This window comes from Asaia prunellae JCM 25354 (assembly GCF_000613885.1).
Lineage (GTDB): Bacteria > Pseudomonadota > Alphaproteobacteria > Acetobacterales > Acetobacteraceae > Asaia > Asaia prunellae.
Genome location: NZ_BAJV01000016.1, coordinates 38,541 through 65,380 on the forward strand (window position 1 = coordinate 38,541; position 26,840 = coordinate 65,380).

Below are 26,840 nucleotides of genomic sequence, written 5' to 3' on the forward strand. Positions count from 1 at the left end.
GTTATGCGTCCCGGAAGTCGATTTCAGATCTGGTACAGTTCGAGCGGCAAACCGTCAGGGTCAGAGAAAAAAGTGAAGAGTTTCCCTGTATAGGGGTCGGTTCTGACAGGTTCGCAGACAATACCGCTCTGCTCAAGATGAGCAACGGCTTCCTGCATATGTTCCACGCTGAACGCCAGATGTCGAAGTCCTGCCGCTTCCGGCTGCGTGGGGCGTGTCGGAGGCGTCGGGAAAGAGAAAAGCTCAATCTGCATATCCCCGACGGCGATATCGCACTTCCAGGATTGTCTCTGGGCACGCCAGACTTCCCGAACAATGCGGAAGCCAAGGATCTCCGTATAGAACGCACGCGATTTCTGATAATCCGATGCGATGATCGCAATATGATGGACGCAATTGAACATCGTCTGTGACCTATTTCTGACGGGCTTTGCGGCCATTGGATAATTCGGTGACAACACCGTGCATGGTGCGTAACTCCTGCTCGGTCACTTCACCACGCTGAAAGAGATGGCGCAGATTGCGTACCATGCCGGGTCGTTTTTGCTCATTACGGAGAAAACCGCACTCGTCGAGATCCCGGGTCAGATGTCCGAGAAAATTCTCGAGTTCGCCCTTCGTCGCGACATGGGTTTCGTTGGTCATGAGCGTTCGCGGGGGGGTGGTCTCGCTTGCCATCCACCACTCATAAGCCATGATCAGGACGGCCTGAGCCAGATTGAGTGACATGAAATCGGGGTTAAGGGGATAACGTATCAGTACATCGGCGCGGGCCATGTCCTCGTTATCAAGCCCGGCACGCTCAGGGCCGAAAAGCAGTCCGGCCTTCAGCCCGCGATCAGCAATGGCCCGCAGTTCCGAGGCCGCCCCACGTGCTGTCATGACAGTTTTTACGATATGACGCGGCCGGGGGCAGGTGGCCATGACATGGTGCAGATCGGCAACGGCCTCATCGACTGTGTCGAAAACCTGTGCAGCATCAAGAATACGATCGGCGCCAGATGAGGCATACCAGGCACGCTCCTGCGGCCAGCCATCGCGTGGCGCGACGAGACGCATATGGAACAAGCCACCATTGGCCATGGCGCGTGCAGTGGTGCCGATGTTCTCAGCCAGCTGCGGGCGCACAAGAATAACCACCGGGCTGAATTCCCCGATCGGTCCGATATCGGCGCCGCCGTCTCGCCCGGTCATGCGCGCCTCCATGTCGTACCCTGTGCTGTGTCTTCTAGAATAATACCCTGTCCGGCAAGCTGGGAGCGAATACTGTCAGCAAGGGCGAAATCACGTGCCTTCTTGGCTGCAACGCGCTGGCTGATCAGGGCATTGATGGCGGTTTCATCCGAACCTGCGCGGAACCATTCATCAGGTGAGGATTGCAGCAGACCGATAACCGCACCGCATGCCCTGAGTGATGATGCAGCCTGAATATCACCCCCCAGAGCGGCATCGGCCAGGGGATGCAGGCAGGAGAGGGCCAGAGGCGTGTTCATGTCATCGCACAGAGCGTTCATGAACGTATCCGGGACGAGCCCTTTATCATCAGGAGGTGTCTTTTCGAGGGCGCGATAGAAGCGATCAAGGACACGTTTGGCTTCCTCGAGTTTTTCCCAGGTGAAATCCAGAACCGAACGGTAATGCGTTCCAAGAATCAGAAGACGCAAGGCTTCGGCAGGTGTGCGCGTGAGAACCTCGCGTATGGTGAAGAAATTGCCCAGGGATTTGGACATTTTCTCGCCATTGGAAAGGAGCATGGCATTATGCAGCCAATAGCGCGCAAAACTGCTGCCGGGATGGCAGCAGAGCGACTGTGCACGTTCGTTTTCGTGATGCGGGAACATCAGATCGTCGCCACCACCATGAATATCGAAGCTGGCGCCGAGATAGCGGTGGGACATGGCCGAGCATTCGATATGCCAACCGGGGCGACCGCGCCCGTAAGGACTGTCCCATCCGGGCTGCTCAGGGGTAGAGGGCTTCCATAATACGAAATCGCCCGGATGACGTTTATAGGGGGCTACGTCCACGCGGGCACCTGCCAGAAGATCATCAGCTGCGCCCTGAGAGGCTGCCATAACTGGCGCAGCGATCGACAGCGAACAGCACATGGCCTTCGGCTTCATAAGCATGGCCATTGGCAATCAGCTGCGCAATCATGCTCAGCATGTCATCGATATGATGCGTGGCGCGGGGTTCGATGTCTGGCGGCAGAATGCCCAGCGCTGCCACATCTTCATGAAAGGCAATGGTGGTGCGTGTCGTCAGGCTGGCAATATCTTCGCCGTTCTCCCGGGCGCGGGCAGTGATCTTGTCATCAACATCGGTGATATTGCGTACGAAAGTGACAGCGGGATAAAGCCGGCGCAGCAGGCGTACGAGAATATCGGCGCTCAGCATTGCGCGCAGATTGCCTATATGCACAGCGTCATAGACCGTAGGCCCACAGTAGTAGACGCGCACATTGGCTGGGTCCAGCGGCGCGAAAACCTGTTTCTGCCGTGTCTGGCTGTCATGGAGGGACAGGGAATAAAGAGGGGTGGCCATGATTCAGAGTAGATGCGTCAGCCCCGTGCGCAGTGCAACTCTAATTTACGACCAACAACGCTGGTTTTCTGTCTCCGGTTGTATAAGCAGAGCATTATGACAGAAAATCGTCCTATAATAACGGCTCTACGCTGGGGTCAGCACTTGAGTGCGCTGGTCAGGATCGCCGCTCCGCTCAGCTTTTCCCAGTTGAGCGAGATGGCCATGAATGTGACCGATACGGTCCTGCTTGGCAGCCTCGGCGCTCGGCGCTCGCCATAGGCGGTATGACAACCAACCTGTTTTTCTGCACGTTCATTACTTTCCAGGCGGCTCTGGGTGGGGCGAGTATTCTCATATCGCGGGCAAGAGGACAGGCCTTTGCCGCCCAGAAGACACTTGAGGATCTGTCGGGCATCGTGTCATCCGGAGTTGTCCTGGCGCTTCTGCTCTGTCTGCCGGTTCTGGCAATCCTGCTCCCCGCAGGTTCATTGCTTGCCTACTTCAATGAGCCTGCGCAGATCGTGACGCAGGGCAGCCGGTTCATGCATCTCCTGCTCTGGGCGCTTTTGCCAAATCTGGTGGTGATCGGCCTTTTGCGGATCATTCTGCCCGCATTCGGCAGTGAGCGTCTGCTGCTCTGGACGATGCCAGGTATGGCGGTCATGAACGGGTTTCTTAATGCCGGACTGATTCATGGACGTTTCGGTCTGCCGCAAATGGGACTCTGGGGCTCTGCCTGTGCCACGATCGTGACGGGTTGGTCGGTAGCCCTGTTACTGGTCGTGCTGGCGCGTCGCCAGGCGCATCTGAAGCACCATCTGCGTCTGACGCGCCCCGACCATCGGGCAATGATCGAGATGCTGCGTCTTGGTCTGCCCATGATGGGGGCAACAGGAGCGGAATTGCTCGCTTTTCAGATGACCGGGCTTCATGCTGGCGCGCTGGGGGCAGTTTCCTCTGCAGCGCATCAGATTGCGCTCAGCGTGACGAGTACCGCCTTCATGATCAGCCTCGCGCTGTCACAGGCAGTCAATATCCGGGTGGCCTATTGGCTGGGAGCAGGTTCCCCTCAGGCTGCCTTGCGGTCGACTCTCGGGGCATTGATGCTGGTCATTGCATGGACCTGCTTTACGGCAACGGTGCTGATCGTTTTTCCAGAATATATTGCCGGCTTCTATCTGAACGGGAAAAGTTCAGACGCCGCCCAGGTCATGCCCATTGCTGTCTCCCTGCTCAAGATTGCGGGTGTCTTTCAGGTTCTTGACGGTGTGCAGTGTGTCTGTGCCGGCGCGCTGCGGGGGTGTCATGATACTTTCATGCCCATGGTTCTTATGGTTCTGACCTACCTGCCGGTCTCCATATTCGGTGGTGACTGGCTTGCCTTTCATGCAGGCTATGGCGCGGCAGGTCTGTGGATAGGTCTTGCAACCGGGCTGGGTATTCTGGCCATTCTTCTTTCCGTGCGCCTGACCATCACGTTCAGACGCAGGCTGAGAGAAACTGGAACAGGCGTTTCACAAGATCTGGCGGACCCGGCTTAAAGATAGGCAGATTATACCTTTGGAATTCGGATGGTCTGACCGGGATAGACACCCTCGCTATGGACAAGCTCATCCTTGTTCGCATCATGCAGTTCGCGCGCCGTCACATCAGCGTCTGTTTCGTCAGCAATGGTAGCAAGCGTCTCGCCTGGTGCAACCTGATGAAAAATCGGAGCAGGGGTACCCTCTGGTACCGAAATATCGGCATGAACTGTATCAATCCCGGCAATATTGCCTGCTGCAAGAATGAGTGCATCTCGCTCTGCCGCGCTCTCCACTTGGGCTTTCACAGCAATTGTCGTATCACGGACAGTAATATGTGAGACTGAGAGCTGGGAAAGCCCGTATTGTTTGAAAGCGCGCTTGATCAGGCTTTCATGAGGGGCGCGTGGTACAGGTGATCCAGCGAGGTTGATGGCCTCAACTTCTGCCTTGTCATTCAGTTTGCGACCGGCAGCACGATTGAACTTGAAAATAGCCATGATAGGACGTTCCTGCAGCAGGTGTTAGGGCAAACGCATGAGAAATACACGCACGGTATTCCTGTGTTTTCTGACGTGTCAGTCCTGTCTTTGTTCCCTTTGTTCATGCCAGCTTCGGAGATGATTTTCATTGACAGTCCGGGGCAGGTCCTATACCTGCCGCCGCTATTGCCGGGAACGTGGACATGCCGGCCGTAACCAGACCGGGATCTGCATCCCGAGGTTGCGGTTCGAGGGATGCGCCCGTCTTTCCTAATTAGGGGGAAGGCCTACCGGTGCAACATGTGGTTGCCGCGCAGCACAGGGCAGCCCGAAGTCGAAGCGAGTTCTTGCACATGAGCAAGCGCCAAGAGAGCAAGTATAAAATCAACCGCCGTCTGGGCGTGAACCTGTGGGGCCGCGCCAAGTCGCCGGTCAACAAGCGGGAATACGGTCCTGGTCAGCATGGCCAGCGCCGCAAGCAGAAGCCCTCCGACTTCTCGATCCAGCTGATGGCCAAGCAGAAGCTGAAGGGCTACTACGGCAACATCAGCGAGAAGCAGTTCCGCAAGTATTATGATGAGGCCGTGCGTCGCAAGGGCGATACGTCGGAGAACCTGATCGACCTGCTGGAGCGTCGCCTGGATGCGGTGATCTACCGCCTCAAATTCGCGATCACCCCCTTCGCTGCCCGTCAGTTCGTGAACCACGGTCACGTGACGGTTAACGGTCGCAAGGTGAACATTCCTTCGTATCTGGTTCGCGATGGCGACGTGATCGAAGTTCGTGAAAAGTCCAAGCAGCTTGCTGTTGTTCTCGACGCCGCCCAGTCTGCTGAGCGCGACGTGCCGGAATACATCGAGGTCGATCATCGCCAGATGAAGGGCAAGTTCGTTCGCAGCCCGCGTCTGTCCGATGTGCCGTACCCCGTGCAGATGGAACCGAACCTCGTGGTCGAGTTCTACTCGCGCTAAACTCCGGTTTTCCTACCGGGTGTTTCTGGCCAATGCCGGATCGGGTTCACCCCCGGTCCGGCATTTGTCGTTTCAGGTATTTGCCGTTTACCGAAGGCTTTTTCGATGTCCGAAGCCGCGTCCGCCCCCGTTTCTGCCACCGGCCTTGCCAGCGAGATCCGGCGCCGCCGGACCTTTGCCATCATTTCCCATCCCGACGCCGGTAAGACGACCCTGACGGAGCGTATCCTGCGCGCTGGTGGCGCTATCCAGCTTGCCGGTAATGTGCGTGCAAAGGGTGAGCGCCGCCGCACCAAATCGGACTGGATGGGCATCGAGCGCGATCGTGGTATTTCGGTCGTTACCTCGGTCATGACTTTCGAATATGGCGGCTGTGTCTTCAACCTGCTCGACACGCCGGGCCATGAGGACTTCTCCGAAGATACCTATCGCACCCTGACCGCTGTGGATTGCGCTGTCATGGTGATCGACGCTGCCAAGGGTATTGAGGATCGTACGCGTAAGCTTTTCGAAATCTGCCGCCTGCGTGATATTCCTATCGTGACCTTCATCAACAAGATGGACCGTGAAGCGCAGGATTGCTTCGGGTTGCTGGACGAAATCGCCTCAACACTGGCGCTTGATACGTCACCTGCCACCTGGCCGATCGGGCGTGCCGGCCAGTTTGCCGGTACCTATGATATGCGTACGCGTGAGATCCGTGGGGAGGCCGTCAGCTTGCCGCAGTCGGACGCCCGTATGATTGCACTTTCAGAGGAGCTGGAACTGGCAGAGGCAGCCTTGCCGCTTTTCGACCGTGAATCTTTTGATGCAGGCCATCTCACACCTGTCTTCTTTGGTAGCGCCATGAAGGAGATCGGTGTGACCGATCTTCTGGACGCCCTGGTTGCCTACGGACCTGAGCCACGCGCCCAGCCCAGCGAGACACGTGAAGTAAAGGCTGATGAGCCGCAGGTGACTGCCCTGATTTTCAAGATCCAGGCTAACATGGATCCCAACCATCGTGATCGCATGGCCTTCGCCCGCATCTGTTCAGGCCGGCTGACGCGAGGCATGCGTCTGAAGCATGTTCGTACCGGCAAGCAGTTTGCACTGCATACACCACAGTTCTTTTTTGCCCGAGATCGTCAGCTGGCAGAGGAAGCTTTTGCCGGTGATGTCGTGGGGCTACCCAATCATGGCACTTTGCGCATTGGTGATACACTTTCGGAAAATGAAGAACTGCGCTTTACCGGCGTACCACATTTTGCGCCGGAAATTCTCAGGCGTGTGCGTCTTGATGACGCGATGAAAGCCAAAAAGCTGCGTCAGGCCCTCGTTGAGCTTGCAGAGGAGGGGGTTGTGCAGCTTTTCCGCCCTCAGGATGGTCTTCCACCGATCGTGGGTGTGGTCGGGACTCTCCAGCTGGACGTTCTGCAATCGCGTCTGCAGGGAGAGTATGGAGTGGCGATCGGGTTCGAATCAACGCCCTATACGATTGCGCGATGGGTGACAGGAGATCGCTCAAAGGTCGAAACCTTCTCGATGGTCAATCGATCTGCCATGGCAGATGATCTTGATGGAGATCCGGTTTTTCTCGCCAGTTCCAATTTCATGATGAGACGGACGGTCGAAATGAATGCTGACCTTGCTTTTCACGATATCAAGCAGATTGGTCTCAGCAGCTGACCAGGTTAGCAGGCATTCCATGTTTTTGATTGGGGGCTCCGGTTAATACCGGGGCCTTTTTTATATGTCGCAAACCCGGAAAATGTCGCAATGATGGTCTCTGGCTGAAGTGAGAAAAACTCCCGCGCCGTGAAGTGGTGTCTTACATCACAGGAGCGGGTTGCTCACAGCATAAGCAGGGCAATGCTTCCGAGCGCGATCAGTCCTCCCAGTATGGCTCCACATACGAGGCCCAGGCCATTTTTTCGGGTGCTGAGCGTTGCGCGATGCAGGTCTGGTATTTCACTGAAATGAGCAATTCTGGTCATGACGTAATCCTCCTGAATGGAATCGATGACGCCAGGTGATTCTCCTGAATTACGAGCTTGTAATGAACTGTAGTTTCTGCATGGCTGGCAGGCAAAGAAAAAGGCCCTTGGCATAACTGCCAAGGGCCTTTCTGAACCAATCTGAAGGCTACCGAAGCAGTCTTCAGATCAGGTCGAAATCAGCGAAGGATGATTTCGACGCGACGGTTCTGCGGTTCACGGGTGTTCGGACCCGTCGGGACCAGCGGGTGCTGCTCACCGTAACCATGGATGTCGATCGCAGCAGCAGGAACGCCGTCACGGATCAGCTCAGCCTTGACCGACTGTGCACGACGGACCGAGAGGCCCTGGTTGTACTTCTGGCCGCGAGCACCGGGGTGTGCAGCAGAGTTGTCGGTGTAGCCGTTGACTTCGATGCGCGTCGTCTGGACGTGCGTGGAAGCCTGAGCTGCCTGGGCAACGATCTCACGAGCGCGGCCCGTCAGGTTCGACTTGTCCCAATCGAAGAACACCAGATAGGTGCGTGCAGGCTGAACCGGGGGGGGAACAACAACTGCAACCGGCGGCGGCGGCGGGGGAGCCGTGTCAAAGGCATAACGCAGACCAACAATGAACTGATGGTTGAAGCGCTGATCGAAGTTCACGTTGCCTTTGTGCAGGCCGGTGCTGTTCCACGAGGTGGAGCGGTATGCACCATCAGAGAAGGTCTGGCCGATCATGCGGTATTCACCGGTAAGGGCAAGACCCGGAACGCCCGGAATGTCATAAGCCGCACCGACGATGCCTGATAGGCAAAGCCACCCTGCGTGCCGCCAACGCGGTTTACAGCGCCATTGGTGTAAGCCGTGGTGATCGGGTTGTAGTGCTGCCACAGGTAACCTGCGCCAACGCCAACAAACGGGGTGATCGGCAGGTTGATGCCGAACTGGGCGAGATCAATGTCATACAGGACGTTGATGAAGCCACCATAGGACTGATCGGAGCCGCTGGTCGTGCCATTGGCCCAGGTCGGGCGACGGTGGTTGATCTGGGAGTAGTTGTAGACACCCTCGACTTCAGCGCGCAGACCGTTGCCGAAGCCCCAGCCGAACGAACCGAAGCCCGTGAAGCCGTCCTTGTGGCGATAACGCGACTTGGTCGCATTGTTGCCCGTGCTGCCGTCAGCCTGCGTCGTCGGGGAGAAGTGAGCGTGCTGCTGCTGAACCAGGTTATAGCCACCGCCGATATTGACATACGGGCCGGTGATGGTGCTCGCCATGGCGATCGTCGGGGCGGCTGCCATCGACGTCATGGCCAGAAGTGCCGTGCGGAGACGCATTAGTTTCGTCCTCATAAATTCATCCATTCAAGCTTGCCGTGTTGCCTCCGGAGAGGCGAAGCAACAACAAGCCCAGCGCGATGCATAAGTGCGTATAGAGCCGTCAGTTCCTGTTCGAGAAGTGAGTTCCACAGGTATTTGACGATTAGACAAAATAGCCGTGTCCAAACTGCAACACTTCATTCCGAGAGATTAATGATTTCTTATGCAACACGTCGTTCTAACGGGTTTTTTCAGGTGTAACCTCATCAAGGGATCGTGAGGCAGCTGACTGATTCGTAAGAAAATCAATAAATTTGTCTCGGAACATCACGGCTTGCAGCCTGCCTGCACCAAAACGTCACGCACCGTGTCCATTTCAACATCGCGGCTGGTGAATGCCTTGCCGATTCCGTGCAGCAGCACGAATGACAGGCGTCCGTCCTGAACCTTTTTGTCGCGGGCCATGGAGCCGATCAGTTCCGAGGCACTCAGCTGTTCATCAAGCCAGTCCAGTCCTGCTGGCATGCCCAGACCACGCAGATGAGTATCCAGCCGGTGGAGATCGCTTTCGGGACAATAACCAAGTGCAACAGAGAGGGCTGCCGCCAGATGCAATCCGATCGAAACGCCCTCGCCATGAAGCAGGCGTCCATCGTAGTTGAAATGGGCCTCAAGTGCGTGACCGAAAGAATGCCCCAGATTAAGCAAGGCGCGACCGTTCTGAGCCGCCGTTTCCTTTTCATCATCCATCACGACACGTGCCTTGAACATGCAGGCGCGCTGAACGGCCTCGGCCAAGGCCGATGGATCACCATCAAGAATATCGGCGCCATTGGCTTCACACCAGCTGAAGAGTGCTGGGTCAGCAATCAGACCGGCCTTGACGATCTCGGCATAGCCAGCCACTCGCTCGCGCCGGGAGAGAGTGGCCAGGGCGGAACTGTCAGCCAGCACGATTTGCGGCTGATAAAAGGCGCCGACCAGATTTTTGCCTGCGCGGGCGTTCAGACCCGTCTTGCCGCCTACCGAACTGTCCACCTGGGAGAGAAGTGTTGTCGGAATCTGCACAAAGGGAACGCCGCGCAGAATGCTTGATGCCACGAAGCCCGAGAGATCTCCGACAACGCCACCGCCCAGGCCAATGACAGTTGTACGTCGCTCCATACCATGATCGAGGATGTCATTGATCAGCTGGCTGTAGCGCGTGAGCGATTTCGATTCCTCGCCAACCGGCACCACAAAGGCTTTCGCCTGGATTCCCGTTTCTGAAAGGGCGGACATGAGGCGTGGCAGATGCAGCGCGGCAACCGTTTCATCTGTTATGACAACAGCGCGTTTCTGCGGCAGGACCGGCGCCAGATAGGCTCCGGCGCGACTGATCAGATCCGACCCGATCAGCACCTCGTAACGATGGGATTCGAGCGTGACGGGGACTCTGAGCGGATGCGCATACGAATTGAGAGCCTCGATGATACGCTGGGCGCCGTGATCGACGCTGTCATCTCCACAATCCACGATGATATCTGCCTCTGCATAAATAGGGTGACGTTGTGCCTGGAGCGTTGCCAGAGTGGTTTCGACATTGCCTTTGTCGAGGAGCGGGCGCCCCGTCCGTCCGGAGACACGCCTGACCAGGATCGGCAAGGGGCAACGCAGCCAGATCGAGCGGGCATGGGTTTTGACGAGTCTGCGTGTCTGCATGTCGACAAAGGCCCCGCCGCCGGTGGCCAGAACCTTGGGTGGGCCCTGAAGTAATCGCTGGATCACACGCCGTTCGCCGTCCCGGAAAGCGGGCTCACCATGGCGCGCAAAGATTTCTGCTATGGTGCATCCAGCCGCGCGTTCGATCTCATGGTCGGCATCAACAAAATCAAGACCGAGTCGGGCTGCAAGTCTGCGCCCGATCGTCGTCTTTCCTGCTCCCATCAGTCCGACCAGAACAATAATACCGGGAGAGGAGACAGGCAGGGTGGAAACCGATCCCCAGGCAGGATCAGGCAGGTCAGACATTGTTCGATTTCGTTCAGAGAAAAAGGTGGGGCGTGACATTCATGCAAGGCTAACATACAGGAAAGCCGCTCGCCACCGACCAGACCCCCACAGGGTCAGGCTTCGTGTCGAAAACATTGCTTTCGCGCCGCTTGTCCAGGAGCCTTCATGTCCACGCTGAGCTTTCCACGAATTGCCCTTGCCCTTCTTCTTCTGATCGTGCTGGGACTTGGCGGAGCGTTTCTCAAGCTGGGAATGAACCCGCCACTCCCGGTTCAGACAATCGTGCACAAGGATCTGCCCGGCACGCAATTCGCTGCAACCCAACAGCAATCTGTGTCCCAGTCTGGCCAAACGCTGCCTGCAATGCCTGAGCCCGTTGCTGCTCCAACTCTCCAGCACTGAGGTCGGGTGACGGCATGAAACGGGAGAGCGCCTTGCCGCCTGCAGCGGAGGCGTTTCTTGAAATGCTGGTGGCAGAGCGTAATGCTGCCCCACGCACATGTCAGGCTTATGGTGCCGATCTGGAGGATTTTGTGACTTTCCTCCGCCACGGCAAAGACGGGGCGTCAGAAACGCTTCTGGACGCCGATCGCGGGTGGATCTCGGCTTATGCTGTTTTGCAGGAAAAAGCCGGGCTCTCTTCACGAACGACAGCACGGCGTCTTTCCTGTCTCCGGCAGTTCTATCGCTTTGCCGTAAGGGAGGGATGGTGCGTTTCTGATCCAACCGAGGGTGTTGCCATGCCTAGGCATCAGACTGCCTTGCCCAGGCTCCTCTCCCAGGATCAGGTGACTGCACTCATTGAGCAGGGTTGTACCGGCCATGACGAGCCCCGGCGTGATGTGGTGAGTCGGGCAGCTCTTGAGCTGCTTTACACGACCGGATTGCGTATCTCGGAGCTGCTGGCTCTGCCTGGTCGTGTGTTTGTGCGTGATGCACCCATGGTGCTGATCAGAGGGAAAGGGGGTCGCGAGCGTCTCATTCCTGTCTCCCGGGGAGCAAGAGAAGCAGCCCTTGCCCTTCTGCATCATGATCGTGATCTCGACAGTCCGTATCTCTTCCCCGGACGTCAGCCATCGAGACCGCTGACCCGTCAGGGGTTTGACAAGATTCTCTATCAGGTGGCGCTTCGGGCTGGTATCGATCCGGATATGGTCTCTCCCCACGTGCTGCGTCACTCCTTTGCGACTCACCTTCTGGAGCGTGGAGCCGATCTGCGTGCGCTGCAGATGCTGCTTGGTCATGCCGATATCGCCACGACGCAGATCTATACCCATGTGATGCAGGAACGTCTCAGGCAGGTGCTTGCCCAGCATCATCCGCTCTCAGACGAGACAATCTCGTGACGCAACGGATTGTTGTCAGGATGGAAGCCGTGCTATCCGCGGGTCATGCGTCAGTATCTCGATTTCGAAAAGCCGGTTGCCGAGCTTGAAAACAAGATTGCCGAACTTCGTCAGATGGCGAAGGACGGCGAAGGCATCAACATTGCCGACGAAATCGGCAAGCTCTCCGACAAGGCGGAGAAGCAGCTCCGGGCCGCCTATACAAAGCTGACGCCCTGGCAGAAGGTCATGGTCGCCCGCCATGCGCAGCGCCCGCGTGCCCTCGATTATTTCAAGGGACTGCTTGAGGAATATACGCCTCTGGCCGGGGATCGCCTTGGCCATGATGACCAGGCGGTCGTTGGTGGCCTGGCCCGCTTCCGCGGTCAGGCTGTGATGGTGATTGGCACAGAGCGCGGTTTTGATATGGAGTCGCGCCTCCGTCACAATTTCGGCATGCCCAAGCCCGAAGGCTATCGCAAGGCTCAGCGCCTTGTCGAAATGGCCGGGCGTTTCGGTTTGCCGATTCTTACCTTCATCGACACCTCTGGCGCCTGGCCTGGAATCGATGCTGAAGAGCGTGGCCAGGCTCAGGCCATCGCCCGTTCCACTGATTGTTGCCTGCGTGCCCCAGTGCCGTTGATTGCAATTATCATTGGCGAGGGTGGTTCCGGGGGCGCTGTTGCGCTTGGTGCCGGCGACCGGGTGCTGATGCTTGAACATTCCATCTACTCGGTTATCGCCCCCGAAGGGGCGGCCTCGATTCTCTGGCGCGATCCAAAACAGGCATCTACTGCTGCAGAGGCGTTGAAGCTGACGGCGCAGGATCTGCTCAAGCTGCGTCTGATTGACCGGATCATTCCGGAGCCGATTGGTGGTGCTCAGCGCTTCCCGGCCGAGGCGATTGCTTCCGTGGGTGAGGCTATCAGTGACATGCTGGGTGAGCTCATGCCATTCGAAAGCCAGAACCTGGTAGCCAAACGTCGTGAGAAATTCCTGGCAATGGGACGCGACACCCTGTGAGACTGTTGAAAAACAACGTTCCTTTCAGATGACCGACAAGACGCCCGGCCTTAAAACCGGGCGTCTTGCCATTTCAGGGGGAGGGTTCCCCCTCTACAGGCATCACTCCGAGAGAAACAATCAGGTCACGGATACGATTGCCGGCAGCTTTGACCTTTTCTTCATCGTATCCTTTGGCGACAAGCGAGACACCTTTGCGCCCATCGTTTCTTTCAAACGGGTAAGATCCCAGATCAAGTTCGGGAAAGTCGTTCTGTATCGCTTCCAGACCCTCTGCAAGGCTCCCCTCCCGTAGATCGGCATGCCATGCAACCGAGCAGAGCGGCGCTCCTCCCTGCAATGTGGGAAGCAGGGTACTGAACATGGATTGCATGATGGACGGTACCCCGGCCATCACATGAACATTCGCAATGCTGAAGCCCGGTGCAATCGAGACGCTGTTCCTGATGGGTACGGCCCCTCTGGGAAGCCAGGCCATACGCTGACGGGCCTTGTTGAATTTCTCTTTGCCAAGATAGGCTTCGAGTGCCTTGAAGCTTTCCTCATGACATTCCAGCGGCACACCTACGGCTTCAGCCACGCAGCCTGCCGTGATGTCATCATGAGTCGGGCCAATCCCTCCTGTGGTGAAGACATGATCGAACTGCGTGCGGCAGGTGGCGACTGTCTCGACAATCTTTCGTGCCTTGTCCGGAATGACGCGGATTTCTTCGAGGGCTATTCCGGCCTGGGCAAGGCCTGTTGCGATAAAGCGGATATTGGCGTCCTGCGTACGGCCCGAAAGAATCTCGTTACCGATAATCAGGAGACAGGCTGTAGGGGGCATAGAAAAATTTCTCTCTTTTGCGAGGAACCGAAAGGTTAACAACCACGGAGGGTCTTTCTGCGTTACACTCTGCTGATAATATGACTTTTACGCGGGAGAACTGAAATGGCCGAATCAGGTAATGAGGCCTATGCGTCATGTGTTCATGACGTCCGCGCGGAGCTTGGTGAGGGCCCCGTCTGGATCTCTGGCGAAAACGCCGTCTATTTCGTTGATATCAACGGATCCAGAGTGCATCGGTTCATCCCGGCTCTTGGGGAAGCCAGTCACTGGGCGGCTCCTGGAAGGGTTGCCTTCCTTTTGCCGGTGAACGACGGCAGCTTTCTCGCTGGCTTGCCTGACGGCCTCTACCGGTTCGATCCACAGGAAGGCAGTTTTGTGAAAATGCTGGATGTCGAGCCGGATCTGCCCGGCAATCGTCTGAATGATGGTTGTGTCGATCTGCATGGTCGCGGCTGGTTTGGCACAATGGATGATTCGGAAGAGAGTCCTTCAGGGTCGCTTTACAGCGTAGCGCATGGTGCAGACGGGTTCGTTCTGAGACGTCATGATACCGGTTACACAGTGTCGAATGGTCCTACTGTTTCGCCTGACGGAACTCGGCTCTATGTCTGTGATACGCCAAATGGCCTGATCTACTGTTTCGATGTCACACCTGACGGAGCGCTGGAGAACAAACGTGTCTTTGTTCACCTGCCGGAGGAAAAAGGTTACCCTGATGGTGTCGTGACTGATTGCGAAGGAAATGTCTGGTGCTCGACCTGGAGCGGCGGGCACGTGCGATGCTTCACCCCTGAGGGTGTCGAGCGTTTCTCCATCCATATTCCCGCCGCCAATGTGACCAAGGTCTGTTTTGGCGGGGATGATCGCCAAACCGCGTATGTCACGACAGCCCGAAAGGGCATGTCGCAGCAGGATCTGATCAGGCAGCCGCAATCTGGTGGCCTCTTTGCATTCCGGGCTGACAAGGCAGGCCTTCCCCAGCACCATATCGTTCTTTCAGCCGAGTGAGAGTTCTCGGATCAGGGGAATGAGCGGTCGGTCAGGGGCCGGCATCGGGTAGGATTCGAGCTGATCAGCGGTTACCCAGGCCAATTCCTGCCCTTCCTTCCCGACCGGCTGATTGCGCCAGCGTCGACAGACATAGAGCGGCATAAGCAGGTGTCGGGCACCAATATTTTCCGAGACAAAAGCAAACGGCGCGATACAGCCGGCGGAGACATCCACGCCCAGCTCTTCATGGAGTTCCCGGACCAGCGCCTGCTCAGGGGATTCGTGAGGCTCGACCTTGCCACCGGGAAACTCCCACATGCCGGCCAGGGGTTTGCCTGGCGGCCGTTGTGCCAGGAGGATCCGTCCCTCCTGATCGATCAGGATTCCAGCGACTACAAGCAGAACGCGCGACGTAGCCGGCTTTGAACCTGTGCTGTCGATCGGTTTCTCTTTTTTCTTGCTGTAGATCAGGACAGGGTAGGGGTCAGGCCCGCGCGAGAGGAATGGGGTGCGTGTTGCCCCTGAACGCCCGAACCCCAGGCGATCGAGCAGGGCAATCGATGCCAGATTGTCTTGTGCGACATCGGCAATGATTTCCGAGACAGGTAGTGTGGCGAACGCCCATTCAATTACCTGCCGAACGCAGAGAGTTGCGATCCCTTGCTGCCAATAGGGACGGCCGATCCAGTAGCCGATCTTGGCTGCCTGGTTCGGATGACCGAGAGAGAGGCCAACACAGCCTATCAGTGTTTCACCTTCGCAGATGGCGAAATGCCAGGCTGTTCCGGCACTCTGACGATCGATGGTGCTCGTGATCCACTGATCAGCCAAATCCCTCGGGTAAGGAAAAGGGAGATGACTGAGCATGCGAACCACACTCCAGTCATTGACCAGGCGATGTACCTCTGCACCATCAGAGGATCTGAGGGGGCGCAGCGTATAGGGCGCGATGTCGAGCTGGAGGCTCATCCGGGAAACTACTCCGCAGCAGTATCAGGCTGGATACCGGAACGGCGCAAAAGATCACGAAGTGCGTTGATGACTGGGAATACCTCCTGATTGCGGTCACCACCAAGATCGCGCCATGCCTGCTGTTCAAGCTCGACGATTTCGCGGTCCTCGGCAAAGATACGGTTTGTAAAGCCAACCAGAAGGGGCCAGGCCAGTTCGAGCGCGCCTTTCAGTTTGGGGCGGCGTATCGACAGGAGCCCGAAAACGCGGCAGGTCAGATGGTCCTCATCCTGAGGTACATAGACAATCCACAGATCCATGACGGGTGGCTCATCACCTGTACGGATGTGCAGGGTCTGGTAGGGATAGACAGTACGGATTGTCATGACATCGCGATGCGCGAATTTCGCGCTGCATCACGACGTTCGCCAAAAATCAGTGTCTCGCCCCAGGGTTGTTTGCCACCGACACGGGCAAAGCTGTAGCGCGCTTCGACCATGCGCGGCTCGTTTTCACCTCCCAGATAGCGGGGTTTCATTTTCCCCATCTGTTTGGAGTGCATGAACTGATGATTCATATCCATCAGGTTTTCATGCATGAAACTGTAATGACATTTCACCTGTTCGCCGAAGCGACGGGTTTTATAGGCCGGGTCTGCTACCGAGCCCAGTTTCGGAAAAGCTGTACTTTCAGCTTTCTCCGCATCGCCCGGGAAAATGAAAATCAGTCCTTCGACTTCCCGGCAGGGATAGGTACGCACGCCGTTGGGCAGTTTACCCTTGCCGAGATAGGGTACATCGATGCAACGCCCTGAACGGCCATACGCCCATCCGTGATAGCAGCATTGCACCGCCTCTCCTTCAACACGCCCCTTGCTGAGCGGGACCTGACGATGCGCACAGCGGTCCTCCAGAGCAAAAACACTGCCTTCCTGAGGTCTGACGAGAGCGATGGGCTGGCCACCGAAACGCGTGGCAATTGTCTTGCCTTTTTTCAGCTCGTGCGACCAGGCAACAGGATACCAGTAATCCGGATCGCATTTGACCTTTCGAAGGTCGACCGTGTCCTTGCCCAGTCGCAGGGCATCAGAGCAGCGTTGTTCAGCGTGATTAACGGCTGTCGTGTCGATGGTTAGGCTTTCCGTCATGGGTATCCCTGTCGTGACAGCCTCGTGACTGAAAGCTTCATGAGGGAAAACCCCCGGATTCTCTCGCCTCGGGACCGTGCATAATCATACGCAGCCGGACATTAGCAGGCTTGCCGCCTAGAGGAACAGCGCCTTTCTCGGGCCGTTGCTGAGTGAGGTAAGTTTCATGCGCCTGGATAAAAAAATGAGAAAGAATATTGCGTATAAGAGCTCATTAACGCTGGTATCATGCGACAAACTGTGTTTTTTTGGTCGCAATCAATCCGCTTGCGAAAGAAAAATACATTCCGATGTTGTAACGATTTTCCATTGCTGCCTAGACTGTCTCCTGTTGATGATCCCATGGAGAGACAGCTCGAACGATGTTCACAAAACGAAGAATACTTGCCGCAGCGACCCTTCTCTCCTTTCCGTTTGGGTTTGCTTATGCCCAGGCCGCTGTGCAGCCAGCCGGGCACACCGTCTCGAAGGAGAAAAAAAACCGGGTGCCGCCCTGCACAGAACATCTATCGGTTCGAACCAGGCTCTGGCTTCAGTACCGAAGATTCGTACCCGGAGATCCCGGGATGCAAGTGGGGATGCCGGTGAATCGGTCATCGTGACCGGCACTCATGCTTTCAATCGCAAGGCACGTGACAGCGCGGTACCGGTCACGGTCGTTTCAGCAGCAACCCTGCGTCGTTCGGGTCAGCTCAACCTGGCCGATGCCATTACGCGCGTTGATCCGTCGATCACGGTGACAGCAAATGGTGCCGATGCTGGCGCGCTGACCTCGGCTATTCGCATGCGTGGCCTCAATCCCAACGAAGTCTCGTACTGGTCGATGGCAAACGTCGCAACACGACCGCCAATATCTATGCCGATGCAGGTCCCCAGCAGGGCTCGACCCCGGTTGATCTGAACATGATCCCGGCGGGTGCAATCGATCACATCGAGATCTTGCGTGATGGTGCTGCAGCCCTGTACGGGTCGGACGCCATTGCGGGCGTGGTGAACATTATCACCAAGAAGACCAGTCACGGCATCAATACTGTCGCTCAGACAGGCGCCAATGCGTATAACGGCACTGGCTGGCAGTATCTGATTGGTGCTGACGGCGGTCTGAAATGGGGTAATGACGGCTTCGTCCATCTGAGCGGGCAGGTTTATCACACTGATCACTGGGTCTCAAAGCTCAAGAGCACAAACGATCATCGCTGGACACCGACTTCCAGCTGGCCAGCCAACTCCAACAACATTCTGTCCAACCCGGAGGAAACCCGCGAAAATCTCTCGATCGAGTGGGGCAAGGGCATTACGGAAGGCATAGAGACCTATGGTCTGATCACCTATGCTCATCGTCATTCCGAGGCTTATGAGAATTATCGTGTGCCGACCGTAGCGCCGAGCGCCTATCCTTATGGCTTCTCGCCTCTGGAAACGATCGAGGAAAACGACTTCCAGGCCAATCTGGGTATCAAGGGTGATAACCTGCTCGGTTTCAGCTGGGATCTGAGCACCCTTTACGGCCAGGATGATGACGATATCGGGAACAAGAATACCTTCAACCCCAACTACTACAAGACTTATGGGTTCTCCCCTACGACTGTGCGTGGTCAGAGTTATTCTCTGGCACAGTGGACCAGTAACTTCGATGCACGCCGCAATTTCCGTATTGCAGACGTCGTGCCGATGACGTTGGCTTTCGGTGCTGAGCATCGTCTTGAGATGTACCAGATCAAGGCTGGCGAGCCGGCTTCCTATGAACTGGGGGGTACACAGGGTTTTGCCGGTTTGACGCCTCAGAACGCAGGCAAGTGGCAGCGTAATATCTGGGCGGGCTATCTGGATGGTGATTTCCATCCCCTGCCGCATTGGGATCTCGATTTTGCAGGACGCTTCGAGCATTATACCGATGTCGGGAATACCGAAAATGGCAAGGTGACTACGCGATACGACATCACCAGTAAGCTGGCTGTACGTGCGACTATCAGCAATGGTTTCCGAGCCCCGACCATGGCCGAACAATATTACTCAGCGCTCAATGTTTCGCCGACCGGTGCCACGGGACTGTTGCAGACTGTGGGTGCCGCCGGAAAATCGATCGGCGCCCAGCGTCTGAAGCCTGAAAGATCGACGAGTGCCGAAGGGGGGATCATTGCCGAACCTCTGAAGGACTGGCACGTTTCGGTTGACGTCTATCAGATCAATATTCGTGATCGTATTATCGGGTCAGCAACGGTTAATGACACGGCGGCCCTTAATGCAATTGCGCTTACCGGTGTCAATCTGCCAAGCGGTATCGACCTGAGTAACGTGACGGCAAATTATTTTGCCAACGTTGCCAGCACGCGGACACAAGGCCTCGATCTGCAATCGGATTACCTGCTGCATCTGCACAGATATGGCACGCTCAATCTGAGCGCGATGTTGAATCTCAACCGTACGCGTATCAGCCATATCAATACCAACGCTTTTGGTGATCCGGCGGCCAATGCCCAGACTGTGGGTTATCTTACGACCGGCTCGCCGCGGAGCAAGCTGATCCTGAACGCCTACTGGACCTATCATCAGTGGGATGTGAACCTGCGCCAGACCCGCTACGGCGAAACCAAGTCACTGCTTGGCTATCAGGATCTGGCGCCGACATCGCTCAAATACTCGAATACCGAATGGGCTGAGTTCAAGAATACTCCGGTCTGGCTGACTGACCTTGAGGTCGGTTACCGCTTTACCGAACACTGGCACTTTGCAATTGGTGCGAATAATATTTTCAACCAGCGTCCCCGCCATGTAAATCCAATCAACAATTACTTGGGCCCCAAGGTCTATGATACGGATTCATCCGGTATTCCGATCTATGGCGCGTATTACTACGGCCGTCTGAACGCGACATTCTGAAGCTTCCTGACGGGCCGGCCCTGTGGGCTGGCCCGATTGTCCTGTCAGCCGAGTGTGGCGCTCAGATGATCAATGAACTGTGCAGCCACACGACCTGATCGGCCACCGCGCTCCATAGCCCATTCGAGCGCATGTCTGTGAAGTGCCTCCTGAGAAATTCCCAGATTCTGATGTGTTGCATAGCCATCGACAATGGAAAGATATGTTTCCTGGTTGCAGCCATGGACACCAATCCAGAGGCCAAAGCGATCTGAGAGGGATACTTTTTCTTCTACGGCTTCCTGCGGATTGATGGCGCTACCGCTCTCGTTTTCCGTCATGTCGCGTGGCATCAGATGGCGTCGGTTCGAGGTTGCGTAAAACAGCACGTTCTCAGGTCGTCCCATGATGCCGCCATCAAGTACGGATTTGAGGGATTTGTAGTCTGCATCCTGGGTTTCGAAAGAAAGATCGTCACAGAATACGATGCAACGTCTCGATTGGGCACGGAGTATGTCGAGCAGGCGAGGGAGCGTGGAGAGATCGTCACGCTGGATCTCGATCAGAACCAGTGCATGGGGATGCTCACGATTGACTTCGGCAAAGCATGCCTTGACCAGCGAAGATTTTCCCATACCTCTGGCTCCCCAGAGCATGACATTATTGCCTTTGTGCCCGCATGCGAAGTGACGCGTGTTTTCGAGTACAAGGCGTGTCTGCCGATCGATTCCACGAAGAAGGAAGAGATCGACTCCCTGAACCTTGTTGACTGGGCGCAGCAATGCCGTGCTGCCCTGCCACATGAAAGCATCACTGCCCGTCAGGGGGGCAGAAGAGGTAGGCGCGGGAGCCAGGCGCTCCAGTGCATTTGCAATACGCTCCAGTTTTTCGATCAGAACGGCGTCCATGGATGTTTCCCTTACTCCGTGGCAGTGCTTGACGTGTGGGCGTGACCAATTATGGTCCGGGGCCAATCGGGCAGGCTTTCGGGCGCGTCCGATCCCTTATCTATCGACATATGGAAGAAACGCATGCTCGCCAACAGCGGGATTATCTCATTCCTCCCGATGATCCTCGTGTTCGTCGTGTTCTACTTTGTGCTTATCCGTCCGCAACAGACACGTCAGCGCGAGCTCAAGACACAGCTTAATGCGCTGCGTCGTGGCGACAGGATTGTGACCAGTGGTGGCATGATCGGTACGGTGCAGCTGGCACGAGAAGGTACCAAGGAAATCGAGGTGGAAATTGCACCGGGGGTCAAGATCCAGCTGATGCGCGAGAATGTGTCGCAGATCCTGACCAGCACAGCAAAGCCTGCAAATGACGGCGGCAAGGCAGCAAAGTGAAACTCTGAAAGCAGTCATAAAAAAAACCGGCTTCCGCAAGGATGCCGGTTTCTTTTTATCAGGCTTACTGGAGATCAGGCAGAAAGCAGCTCTGCTTCGGCGAACTCATAATTGGCAAGCTTGTCGAGGTAGTTGGTGATGTAATCCGGGCGGCGGTTACGGAAGTCGAGGTAATAGGCGTGTTCCCACACGTCGAGACCCAGAAGGGCGCGTCCCTGGCTTTCGGCGAGAGGATTCGAGCCATTGGCGGTCTTTGTGACGGCGAGTTTGCCATCTGTGCCAAGAACAAGCCATGCCCAGCCTGAACCGAATTGCGAGATTGCTGCCTGCTTGAATGCAGCCTTGAAGGCTTCCAGCCCGCCCAGATCGGAATCGATCTTGGCTGCGAGTTTGGAAGGAACCTTGCCGCCATCGGGGGTGAGGTTCTTCCAGAAGAGAATATGATTCCAGTGCTGGCCCGCATTGTTGAAGACAGGGGCCTGAGCTGCATCGCCTTTTACGGCGAGAATGATTTCGTCGAGGCTCTTGCCCTGAAGCTCGGGCTTGGCTTCAACAAAGCCGTTCAGTGCCGTGACATAGGCCTGATGGTGCTTGCCGTGATGAAGTTCGAGTGTTTCCTGGCACATGCCTGATGCGGCAAGCGCGCTGGTCTGGTAGGGGAGGGACGGCAGTTCAAAAGCCATGGTCTCGTCTCCTGGACTATCATGGTGGGGACAAAGCGGAGCTGCTTGGTCCTACAACGCAGCTATGGCGCGCAGAGGGTTTCGTCAACCCGTCAGGGTGTCCTGGCCCGTCAGGCTGTTTCTTCCGGCTCGTGCTGATGGACCACACTCTTCTCGATTGCCCCGAGCAGAGCTGAGTAATCGTCATTGGCGTGATGTCTGGTGGCAAGACCAAGTGCTTGATCCGCAACTGCAATGGAGGGGCAGAAACTGTGCGTGTTGCGTGCTGCTGACACAAGCAGCCCCATATCCTTGGACATGAGGCGCGTCGGGAACTGGGCACTGAAATCACCACGTTCTGCAGCGGCAAGCTTGCGTTTGTGGTGGGGAGAGATAACAGCTACCTGACCAAGTGCATCATAAAGCATCTTGCGGTCCAGGCCGCTTGAAAGGCCGTAGCCAACCGCTTCCGCAATCACGTTGAGGGTAGCACCCATGATACCGTTGATCACGAGTTTGAGGCGTGTACCGGCGCCAACGGCGCCGGCATGAACGATGAGTTTGCCTATTGCACTGAGTACCGGGCGCGATGTCTCGAGATCTTCGTGCGATGCGCCAACCAGCATAACCAGCTCCCCCTTTTCGGCTTCGGGTGTGCTGCCTGACATGGGAGTATCGACAAAGCGCAACCCCCTGGTCGTGGCCAGGTGATGCAGTCTTTCGGTAGCTTCCGGTGAGATTGTGCTGGTGTTCAGAATGAGTGTCCCTTTCTGCGCACCTGCGAGAAATCCCTCATCGCCTTCTGCCGAGGAGAAAATCGCCGCGTCGTTGGGAACGCAGAGAATGAGGATGTCGGATTGCGCGGCAAGCGTCGCAGGTTTGTCGATGACGGGTGTCTGCGTATCCTGCTGTCGCCCGGATGGGGTATAGGCGCAGACATGGTAACCGGCTTTTCTGAGATTTTGTCCCATCAGTGCACCCATGGCGCCATAGCCGACAAATCCGATAGTGGTTGAATTGCCCTCAGTCATTTTCGTCATCCTTCTGCACGTTCTTATCGCTGATTAAAGCCTCGTTGGGACACGGGTTGCGCTTTTGATACAGGCAGGATTCAGATTGCCCCCGGAGAAGGGGGCAGCTGGACCTGAGGCTTCAGGCGTGATCGTTGCGTCATTGATGAAACAAATGCGTGCTACGGCAGGGTATGATGACCACCTCCTGTCCTGCGACTACCTGTCGGGTTTCCTGCTGGAGTGCGCCATACAGGAAATTTCAGGCTTGGTCGTGCCGCTCTCAGTAGATCGATATTATTGCTGCGCTGAATGTCTCAGTCATCGAGCTCGTCGTCATTGACGATGTCAGCCGGATGCCGGACTGGCGTCGGGCGCGGACGGGCGGGTGAGTCACCCTGACGGCGGGTAAATTCGCCGGCAATATCGCCAAGCTCGATGAACTGATCGACCTGACGACGCAGATCGTCACCTATTAAAGAGGGAGTCGAGCGAAGCGAGGACACAGCCGTGACGCGTACTCCCCGTCTCTGGACAGCTTCGACAGCGCGGCGCAGGTCAGCATCACCGCTGAAAATGACTGCGTGATCGATACGATCAGCCAGTTCAAGGAGATCAACGACGAGCTCCACATCCATGTTACCTTTCAGGCGGCGTCGACCGGACTGATCGGTAAATTCGCGTGCACTTTTGGTCACGAGCATGAAACCGTTATAAGCAAGCCAGTCTGTCAGAGGCTTGAGAGGCGAGTATTCTTCTGTCTCGGGTATGGCGGCATAATAATGTGCGCGCAGGAGCTTCGTATTGCTTTTGAAATAGCGAAGGAGCCTTCTGTAATCTACTTCAAAGCCAATGGTTTTTGCGGTGTAGTAGAGACTTGAACCATCAATAAATACAGCGGTTCTCTCATTTTTGTCGAGCATCTCTAGCCTATTTCAGAAGATTAGTGGAATTTGCGGCCGTTGCGCAAAGAATAGTCTCGAAACGAGGTTTAACGAATTATAGAGCGAGAATATAGTGATATCATTGCTCTATCATCATATTATGGCATCTGATGTGGTTGTGGCAGCAGTAATCTGCGGTCTTTCAGGGCTTTTGCCCAACAGTGGTCTTCCAGAGGAAGTTTGCCTGGAGACGGTGCTTATGCTAGATGATGTAATTCTCGTGGATCTGCGTATATTGGTTGGGAAGAGTCTATGGCACGCGTAACCGTTGAAGATTGCATCGAAAAGGTTCCGAACCGCTTCGAGCTCGTTCTCCTTGCTGCCCAGCGCGCGCGCGGTCTTTCTCGTGGCGAAGAAATGACCCTTGATCGTGACAATGATAAAAATCCGGTCGTGGCCCTGCGTGAAATTGCTGAGGAAAAGGTCAATCTCGGCACATTGAAAGATGGGATTGTTCGCGGCCTTGCCCGCGCACCGGAACCCGAGCCTGTCGATGAAGAGGTGATGGATCTTATTCCGACGGATCAGAATATCTTTGGTCTGCAGGATGTTTCTTCCGAAGAAGAGCATGCGCATATGGCTGAAACGATGTCCTCTGCTGAACTCGAAGCCTCATTTGAGGCCGAATTCGGAGGGCGTGGCCGTCGTTGATCGCTTCTGATGTCGGATCATTCCGTGATCCGGTGTCACAACTGATATTTTTGGTGTTGTGGGAGAGAGTACCGGCATGTCTGACACCCTTCTCCCTGGCGCCGACGTCCCCGCTTCCGTGCCGTCCATTGCGGGTTTGCTGCGCAGGATAGCAGGATATGATCCGCATGCGGATCTTTCGCGCATCGAAGAGGCCTATGCTGTCGCTGAAAAGGCGCATCGTGAGCAGAAGCGTGACAATGGTGAGCCCTATATTATCCATCCTATCGCCGTGGCGAATATTCTTGCCGGCTTTCGGATGGACGTACCTTCCATCATGGTCGGTCTGCTTCACGACACTGTCGAAGATACCGGAATAACCCCGGCCTTTCTGAAAGAGCATTTTGGAGAGACGGTTGCCAGTCTGGTTGATGGCGTAACCAAGCTGACCCGGCTTGAACTGCAGTCGGATCGTACGAAGCAGGCCGAGAATTTCCGCAAGCTCGTTCTGGCAATGTCGCGTGATATCCGCGTCCTGATTGTCAAGCTTGCCGATCGTCTCCACAATATGCGTACGTTACACTATGTGCAACGCCAGGACCGGCGACTGCGCATTGCGCGCGAGACGATGGATATCTATGCGCCCCTCGCCGAGCGCATCGGCATGGATCGCGTCAAGACAGAGTTGCAGAATCTGTCTTTCGAGCAGCTTGAGCCGGAGGCAGATGCGACAATCCGGGCCCGTCTCAATTTCCTGCGTGGCCATGGGGCCGATATCATCGAACAGATACGGACGGAGCTGAAAGCGCTCTGTGCCGAAGTGGGGCTGGATCACGTCGATGTAACCGGGCGTGAAAAATCGCCTTATTCTATCTGGGCCAAAATGCAGAAGCGCAACGTCGCTTTCGAGCAGCTTTCTGACATCATGCATTTCGTGTTATCGTTCCTTCACGGGATGCCTGTTACGCGGCTCTGGGTGCCATTCATGGCGCCTATCCGATGATTGCCGGACGCTTCAAGGATTACATCTCCACTCCCAAGGCGAATGGTTATCAGAGCCTTCATACCGGGGTTACACTGCGTCAGCCGCGCAATCAGAAGATCGAGATCCAGATCCGTACAGCGGATATGCATGATTTCGCCGAGAACGGCGTAGCGGCTCACTGGGCCTATAAAGAGCGCAATGCGGCTCAGGCATCCAGTAACGAGGTTGCGGCGCTCGGGATGAACAAGCTGCGCTGGGTGCAGGATCTTCTTGAAATTCTTGAGGATTCCGAGGCCCCGGACGAGTTTCTCGAAAACACAAAGCTCGAACTCTACCAGGATCAGGTTTTCTGCTTCACCCCCAAAGGGCAGCTCATCTCGTTGCCTCGTCGGGCAACTCCTGTCGATTTTGCCTATGCCGTGCATAGCCAGGTAGGAGATGCCTGCGTCGGGGCGAAAATCAACGGTCGTCTGATGCCATTGCGCCATGAGCTGCAGAATGGTGATCAGGTCGAGATCATGACAGCGCGTGGCGGCACGCCTTCAGCCTCCTGGGAACGGTTTGTTGTCACCGGCAAGGCCCGAGCCCGTATTCGCCGGTATGTTGCCCTGCAGCAGCGTCAGGTCAATCTGGATGCCGGACGTACGGCGCTTGCGAAAGCGTTCCGTCAGGAGGGCGTGGATGGTAGCGAAAAGGTACTTGAAACACTGCTGCGCGATTTGCGTCAGCCAAGTATCGAGGATCTTTATGTTGCTGTCGGAACCGGCCATCTGGGGCCGCGCGATGTTGTAAATGCTGCTTACCCCGAGTTGCGACAGACCCATCGCGCACCGCGTATGGTACCTGGGCTGTCGGGACGGCTGAGTGGTGCCTTGGGTAACCAGGCGCGTTACGGGGCCAAGAGTGGTTCGGTTATCAGTGGTATCGGTTCGGGTATTGCAACGCATTTCGCCGGGTGCTGCCATCCGTTGCCGGGTGATGCGATTGTCGGGATCATCGCACAGGGCAAAGGGGTGACGATTCACCAGCGTCAATGCCAGAATCTGAGTGCTTTCTCCTCGACGCCCGAACGTTTTCTGGAGATTGACTGGGACTATGAAGCTCTTGCCCAGGGAGAGCGGGGAGCACCGCATATCGGGCGGGTCAGTGTCATTGCTGCCAATGAATCCACTGTTCTGACAACGCTGACGAATACGGCGTCAAAGCATAATGGCAGTGTTGTCAATCTGCGTATTCTCAACCGACAGCTCGATTTCATGGAAATTCTTGTCGATCTTGAGGTGCGTGATGTGCGGCATCTCTCGGCCATGATCGCAGCCCTGCGATCGGCTCAAGGGGTCATGCAGGTTGAGCGGACAAAGAACTGACG

General features: G+C 56.2%; 21 protein-coding genes and 5 pseudogenes. 12 read left to right on the top strand and 14 right to left on the bottom strand.

Features of this window, described 5'->3' with window-relative positions; genetic code table 11:
* Positions 1–23: 23 nt before the first annotated feature.
* The 3 genes and pseudogenes from gloA2 to cysS form a co-directional block, all read right to left on the bottom strand.
* Positions 24–404, bottom strand: coding sequence for an SMU1112c/YaeR family gloxylase I-like metalloprotein (gene gloA2 / locus JCM25354_RS13000; protein ID WP_025886327.1), 381 nt, complete (start codon positions 402–404; stop codon positions 24–26).
* A 10-nt stretch (positions 405–414) separates the two neighbouring features.
* Positions 415–1,194: an RNA methyltransferase gene (locus JCM25354_RS13005; protein ID WP_025886328.1), complete on the bottom strand. Its 780-nt coding sequence runs from the start codon at positions 1,192–1,194 to the stop codon at positions 415–417.
* Positions 1,191–2,544, bottom strand: a pseudogene (cysS, locus tag JCM25354_RS18960) (cysteine--tRNA ligase). The gene JCM25354_RS13005 and the pseudogene cysS overlap by 4 nt, the downstream one beginning before the upstream one ends.
* Positions 2,545–2,640: 96 nt before the next feature.
* On the opposite strand from cysS, the gene JCM25354_RS21415 reads away from it, so the two are divergent.
* A complete protein-coding gene (locus JCM25354_RS21415; RefSeq protein ID WP_159103501.1) occupies positions 2,641–2,805 on the top strand; it encodes a hypothetical protein in 165 nt (54 codons plus the stop codon).
* A gap of 5 nt (positions 2,806–2,810) precedes the next feature.
* On the top strand, positions 2,811–4,067 hold the full coding sequence (locus tag JCM25354_RS18965) for an MATE family efflux transporter (RefSeq protein WP_051537413.1): 1,257 nt from the start codon (positions 2,811–2,813) through the stop codon (positions 4,065–4,067).
* An 11-nt stretch (positions 4,068–4,078) separates the two neighbouring features.
* Here JCM25354_RS18965 and JCM25354_RS13020 read toward each other — a convergent pair whose 3' ends face one another.
* Positions 4,079–4,549, bottom strand: a complete 471-nt coding sequence (locus JCM25354_RS13020; RefSeq protein ID WP_025886329.1) for a LysM peptidoglycan-binding domain-containing protein — start codon at positions 4,547–4,549, stop codon at positions 4,079–4,081.
* 335 nt (positions 4,550–4,884) lie between these two features.
* Between JCM25354_RS13020 and rpsD the strand changes: the two genes are divergently transcribed.
* Together rpsD and JCM25354_RS13030 are read left to right on the top strand one after the other, a co-directional pair.
* On the top strand, positions 4,885–5,502 hold the full coding sequence (gene rpsD, locus JCM25354_RS13025) for a 30S ribosomal protein S4 (RefSeq protein ID WP_025841209.1): 618 nt from the start codon (positions 4,885–4,887) through the stop codon (positions 5,500–5,502).
* A 105-nt stretch (positions 5,503–5,607) separates the two neighbouring features.
* Positions 5,608–7,170, top strand: a complete 1,563-nt coding sequence (locus JCM25354_RS13030; RefSeq protein WP_025886330.1) for a peptide chain release factor 3 — start codon at positions 5,608–5,610, stop codon at positions 7,168–7,170.
* A 164-nt stretch (positions 7,171–7,334) separates the two neighbouring features.
* On the opposite strand, the gene JCM25354_RS21420 is transcribed toward JCM25354_RS13030, so the two are convergent.
* The 3 genes and pseudogenes from JCM25354_RS21420 to aroB form a co-directional block, all read right to left on the bottom strand.
* Complete coding sequence (locus tag JCM25354_RS21420; RefSeq protein ID WP_159103502.1) at positions 7,335–7,478, bottom strand: hypothetical protein; 144 nt, start codon at positions 7,476–7,478, stop codon at positions 7,335–7,337.
* A 179-nt stretch (positions 7,479–7,657) separates the two neighbouring features.
* Positions 7,658–8,796: pseudogene (locus tag JCM25354_RS18970) on the bottom strand (OmpA family protein).
* A 309-nt stretch (positions 8,797–9,105) separates the two neighbouring features.
* A complete protein-coding gene (gene aroB / locus JCM25354_RS13050; RefSeq protein ID WP_025886332.1) occupies positions 9,106–10,788 on the bottom strand; it encodes a 3-dehydroquinate synthase in 1,683 nt (560 codons plus the stop codon).
* A 147-nt stretch (positions 10,789–10,935) separates the two neighbouring features.
* Here aroB and JCM25354_RS13055 point away from each other — a divergent pair, with 147 nt between their 5' ends.
* From JCM25354_RS13055 to JCM25354_RS13065, 3 genes are read left to right on the top strand one after another with little or no spacing between them, the layout of a single operon-like run.
* Positions 10,936–11,172: a hypothetical protein gene (locus JCM25354_RS13055; RefSeq protein WP_025886333.1), complete on the top strand. Its 237-nt coding sequence runs from the start codon at positions 10,936–10,938 to the stop codon at positions 11,170–11,172.
* A 14-nt stretch (positions 11,173–11,186) separates the two neighbouring features.
* Positions 11,187–12,116, top strand: coding sequence for a tyrosine recombinase (locus tag JCM25354_RS13060; RefSeq protein ID WP_025886334.1), 930 nt, complete (start codon positions 11,187–11,189; stop codon positions 12,114–12,116).
* A gap of 45 nt (positions 12,117–12,161) precedes the next feature.
* Positions 12,162–13,118: an acetyl-CoA carboxylase carboxyltransferase subunit alpha gene (locus JCM25354_RS13065; protein ID WP_025886335.1), complete on the top strand. Its 957-nt coding sequence runs from the start codon at positions 12,162–12,164 to the stop codon at positions 13,116–13,118.
* Between the two features lie 73 nt (positions 13,119–13,191).
* Here the strand turns inward: JCM25354_RS13065 and JCM25354_RS13070 are convergent, their stop codons facing one another.
* On the bottom strand, positions 13,192–13,944 hold the full coding sequence (locus tag JCM25354_RS13070; protein WP_025886336.1) for a competence/damage-inducible protein A: 753 nt from the start codon (positions 13,942–13,944) through the stop codon (positions 13,192–13,194).
* A gap of 105 nt (positions 13,945–14,049) precedes the next feature.
* Here JCM25354_RS13070 and JCM25354_RS13075 point away from each other — a divergent pair, with 105 nt between their 5' ends.
* Positions 14,050–14,955 carry an SMP-30/gluconolactonase/LRE family protein gene (locus JCM25354_RS13075; protein ID WP_025886337.1) on the top strand — a complete coding sequence of 302 codons (906 nt, stop codon included), beginning with the start codon at positions 14,050–14,052 and terminating at the stop codon, positions 14,953–14,955.
* Here the strand turns inward: JCM25354_RS13075 and JCM25354_RS13080 are convergent.
* Together JCM25354_RS13080 and JCM25354_RS18975 are read right to left on the bottom strand one after the other, a co-directional pair.
* Positions 14,944–15,906 (bottom strand): bifunctional GNAT family N-acetyltransferase/(deoxy)nucleoside triphosphate pyrophosphohydrolase, encoded by a 963-nt coding sequence (locus tag JCM25354_RS13080; RefSeq protein WP_025886338.1) that lies wholly within the window; start codon positions 15,904–15,906, stop codon positions 14,944–14,946. The two genes, JCM25354_RS13075 and JCM25354_RS13080, sit on opposite strands and share 12 nt — an antisense overlap.
* Before the next feature lie 8 nt (positions 15,907–15,914).
* A pseudogene (locus JCM25354_RS18975) lies at positions 15,915–16,969 on the bottom strand (Rieske 2Fe-2S domain-containing protein).
* A 559-nt stretch (positions 16,970–17,528) separates the two neighbouring features.
* Between JCM25354_RS18975 and JCM25354_RS18980 the strand changes: the two are divergent.
* Positions 17,529–19,915 (top strand): annotated as a pseudogene (locus JCM25354_RS18980) (TonB-dependent receptor plug domain-containing protein).
* Positions 19,916–19,959: 44 nt separating this feature from the next.
* On the opposite strand, the gene JCM25354_RS18985 reads toward JCM25354_RS18980, so the two are convergent.
* Positions 19,960–20,802, bottom strand: coding sequence for an ATP-binding protein (locus JCM25354_RS18985; protein WP_035447826.1), 843 nt, complete (start codon positions 20,800–20,802; stop codon positions 19,960–19,962).
* Between the two features lie 123 nt (positions 20,803–20,925).
* Here JCM25354_RS18985 and yajC point away from each other — a divergent pair, with 123 nt between their 5' ends.
* Complete coding sequence (gene yajC / locus JCM25354_RS13105) at positions 20,926–21,240, top strand: preprotein translocase subunit YajC (RefSeq protein ID WP_025886339.1); 315 nt, start codon at positions 20,926–20,928, stop codon at positions 21,238–21,240.
* A gap of 74 nt (positions 21,241–21,314) precedes the next feature.
* On the opposite strand, the gene JCM25354_RS13110 is transcribed toward yajC, so the two are convergent.
* The 3 genes from JCM25354_RS13110 to JCM25354_RS13120 all read right to left on the bottom strand — a co-directional run bounded on the left by JCM25354_RS13110 (position 21,315) and on the right by JCM25354_RS13120 (position 23,835).
* The gene (locus JCM25354_RS13110; RefSeq protein WP_025886340.1) at positions 21,315–21,923 is read right to left on the bottom strand and encodes a superoxide dismutase; all 609 of its coding nucleotides are present in this window, start codon (positions 21,921–21,923) and stop codon (positions 21,315–21,317) included.
* A gap of 110 nt (positions 21,924–22,033) precedes the next feature.
* The gene (locus JCM25354_RS13115; protein ID WP_035447829.1) at positions 22,034–22,933 is read right to left on the bottom strand and encodes an NAD(P)-dependent oxidoreductase; all 900 of its coding nucleotides are present in this window, start codon (positions 22,931–22,933) and stop codon (positions 22,034–22,036) included.
* 296 nt (positions 22,934–23,229) lie between these two features.
* Complete coding sequence (locus tag JCM25354_RS13120; protein ID WP_025886342.1) at positions 23,230–23,835, bottom strand: LabA-like NYN domain-containing protein; 606 nt, start codon at positions 23,833–23,835, stop codon at positions 23,230–23,232.
* A gap of 273 nt (positions 23,836–24,108) precedes the next feature.
* Here JCM25354_RS13120 and rpoZ point away from each other — a divergent pair, with 273 nt between their 5' ends.
* Entirely contained in the window at positions 24,109–24,507 is a 399-nt protein-coding gene (gene rpoZ, locus JCM25354_RS13125) for a DNA-directed RNA polymerase subunit omega (protein ID WP_025886343.1), read from the top strand.
* Between the two features lie 76 nt (positions 24,508–24,583).
* A pseudogene (locus JCM25354_RS18990) lies at positions 24,584–26,838 on the top strand (RelA/SpoT family protein).
* The last annotated feature ends 2 nt before the right edge of the window (positions 26,839–26,840 follow it).

Coding starts and splice junctions, on each gene's coding strand:
- JCM25354_RS13070 (WP_025886336.1), bottom strand. CDS start 13,944: ATGCCCCCTACAGCCTGTCTCCTGATTATCGGTAACGAGATTCTTTCG.
- JCM25354_RS13075 (WP_025886337.1), top strand. CDS start 14,050: ATGGCCGAATCAGGTAATGAGGCCTATGCGTCATGTGTTCATGACGTC.
- JCM25354_RS13110 (WP_025886340.1), bottom strand. CDS start 21,923: ATGGCTTTTGAACTGCCGTCCCTCCCCTACCAGACCAGCGCGCTTGCC.
- yajC (WP_025886339.1), top strand. CDS start 20,926: ATGCTCGCCAACAGCGGGATTATCTCATTCCTCCCGATGATCCTCGTG.
- JCM25354_RS21415 (WP_159103501.1), top strand. CDS start 2,641: ATGACAGAAAATCGTCCTATAATAACGGCTCTACGCTGGGGTCAGCAC.
- JCM25354_RS13120 (WP_025886342.1), bottom strand. CDS start 23,835: ATGCTCGACAAAAATGAGAGAACCGCTGTATTTATTGATGGTTCAAGT.
- JCM25354_RS18965 (WP_051537413.1), top strand. CDS start 2,811: ATGACAACCAACCTGTTTTTCTGCACGTTCATTACTTTCCAGGCGGCT.
- JCM25354_RS13065 (WP_025886335.1), top strand. CDS start 12,162: ATGCGTCAGTATCTCGATTTCGAAAAGCCGGTTGCCGAGCTTGAAAAC.
- JCM25354_RS13080 (WP_025886338.1), bottom strand. CDS start 15,906: ATGAGCCTCCAGCTCGACATCGCGCCCTATACGCTGCGCCCCCTCAGA.
- rpoZ (WP_025886343.1), top strand. CDS start 24,109: ATGGCACGCGTAACCGTTGAAGATTGCATCGAAAAGGTTCCGAACCGC.
- JCM25354_RS13005 (WP_025886328.1), bottom strand. CDS start 1,194: ATGACCGGGCGAGACGGCGGCGCCGATATCGGACCGATCGGGGAATTC.
- JCM25354_RS13055 (WP_025886333.1), top strand. CDS start 10,936: ATGTCCACGCTGAGCTTTCCACGAATTGCCCTTGCCCTTCTTCTTCTG.
- rpsD (WP_025841209.1), top strand. CDS start 4,885: ATGAGCAAGCGCCAAGAGAGCAAGTATAAAATCAACCGCCGTCTGGGC.
- JCM25354_RS18985 (WP_035447826.1), bottom strand. CDS start 20,802: ATGGACGCCGTTCTGATCGAAAAACTGGAGCGTATTGCAAATGCACTG.
- JCM25354_RS13020 (WP_025886329.1), bottom strand. CDS start 4,549: ATGGCTATTTTCAAGTTCAATCGTGCTGCCGGTCGCAAACTGAATGAC.
- aroB (WP_025886332.1), bottom strand. CDS start 10,788: ATGTCTGACCTGCCTGATCCTGCCTGGGGATCGGTTTCCACCCTGCCT.
- gloA2 (WP_025886327.1), bottom strand. CDS start 404: ATGTTCAATTGCGTCCATCATATTGCGATCATCGCATCGGATTATCAG.
- JCM25354_RS21420 (WP_159103502.1), bottom strand. CDS start 7,478: ATGACCAGAATTGCTCATTTCAGTGAAATACCAGACCTGCATCGCGCA.
- JCM25354_RS13060 (WP_025886334.1), top strand. CDS start 11,187: ATGAAACGGGAGAGCGCCTTGCCGCCTGCAGCGGAGGCGTTTCTTGAA.
- JCM25354_RS13030 (WP_025886330.1), top strand. CDS start 5,608: ATGTCCGAAGCCGCGTCCGCCCCCGTTTCTGCCACCGGCCTTGCCAGC.
- JCM25354_RS13115 (WP_035447829.1), bottom strand. CDS start 22,933: ATGACTGAGGGCAATTCAACCACTATCGGATTTGTCGGCTATGGCGCC.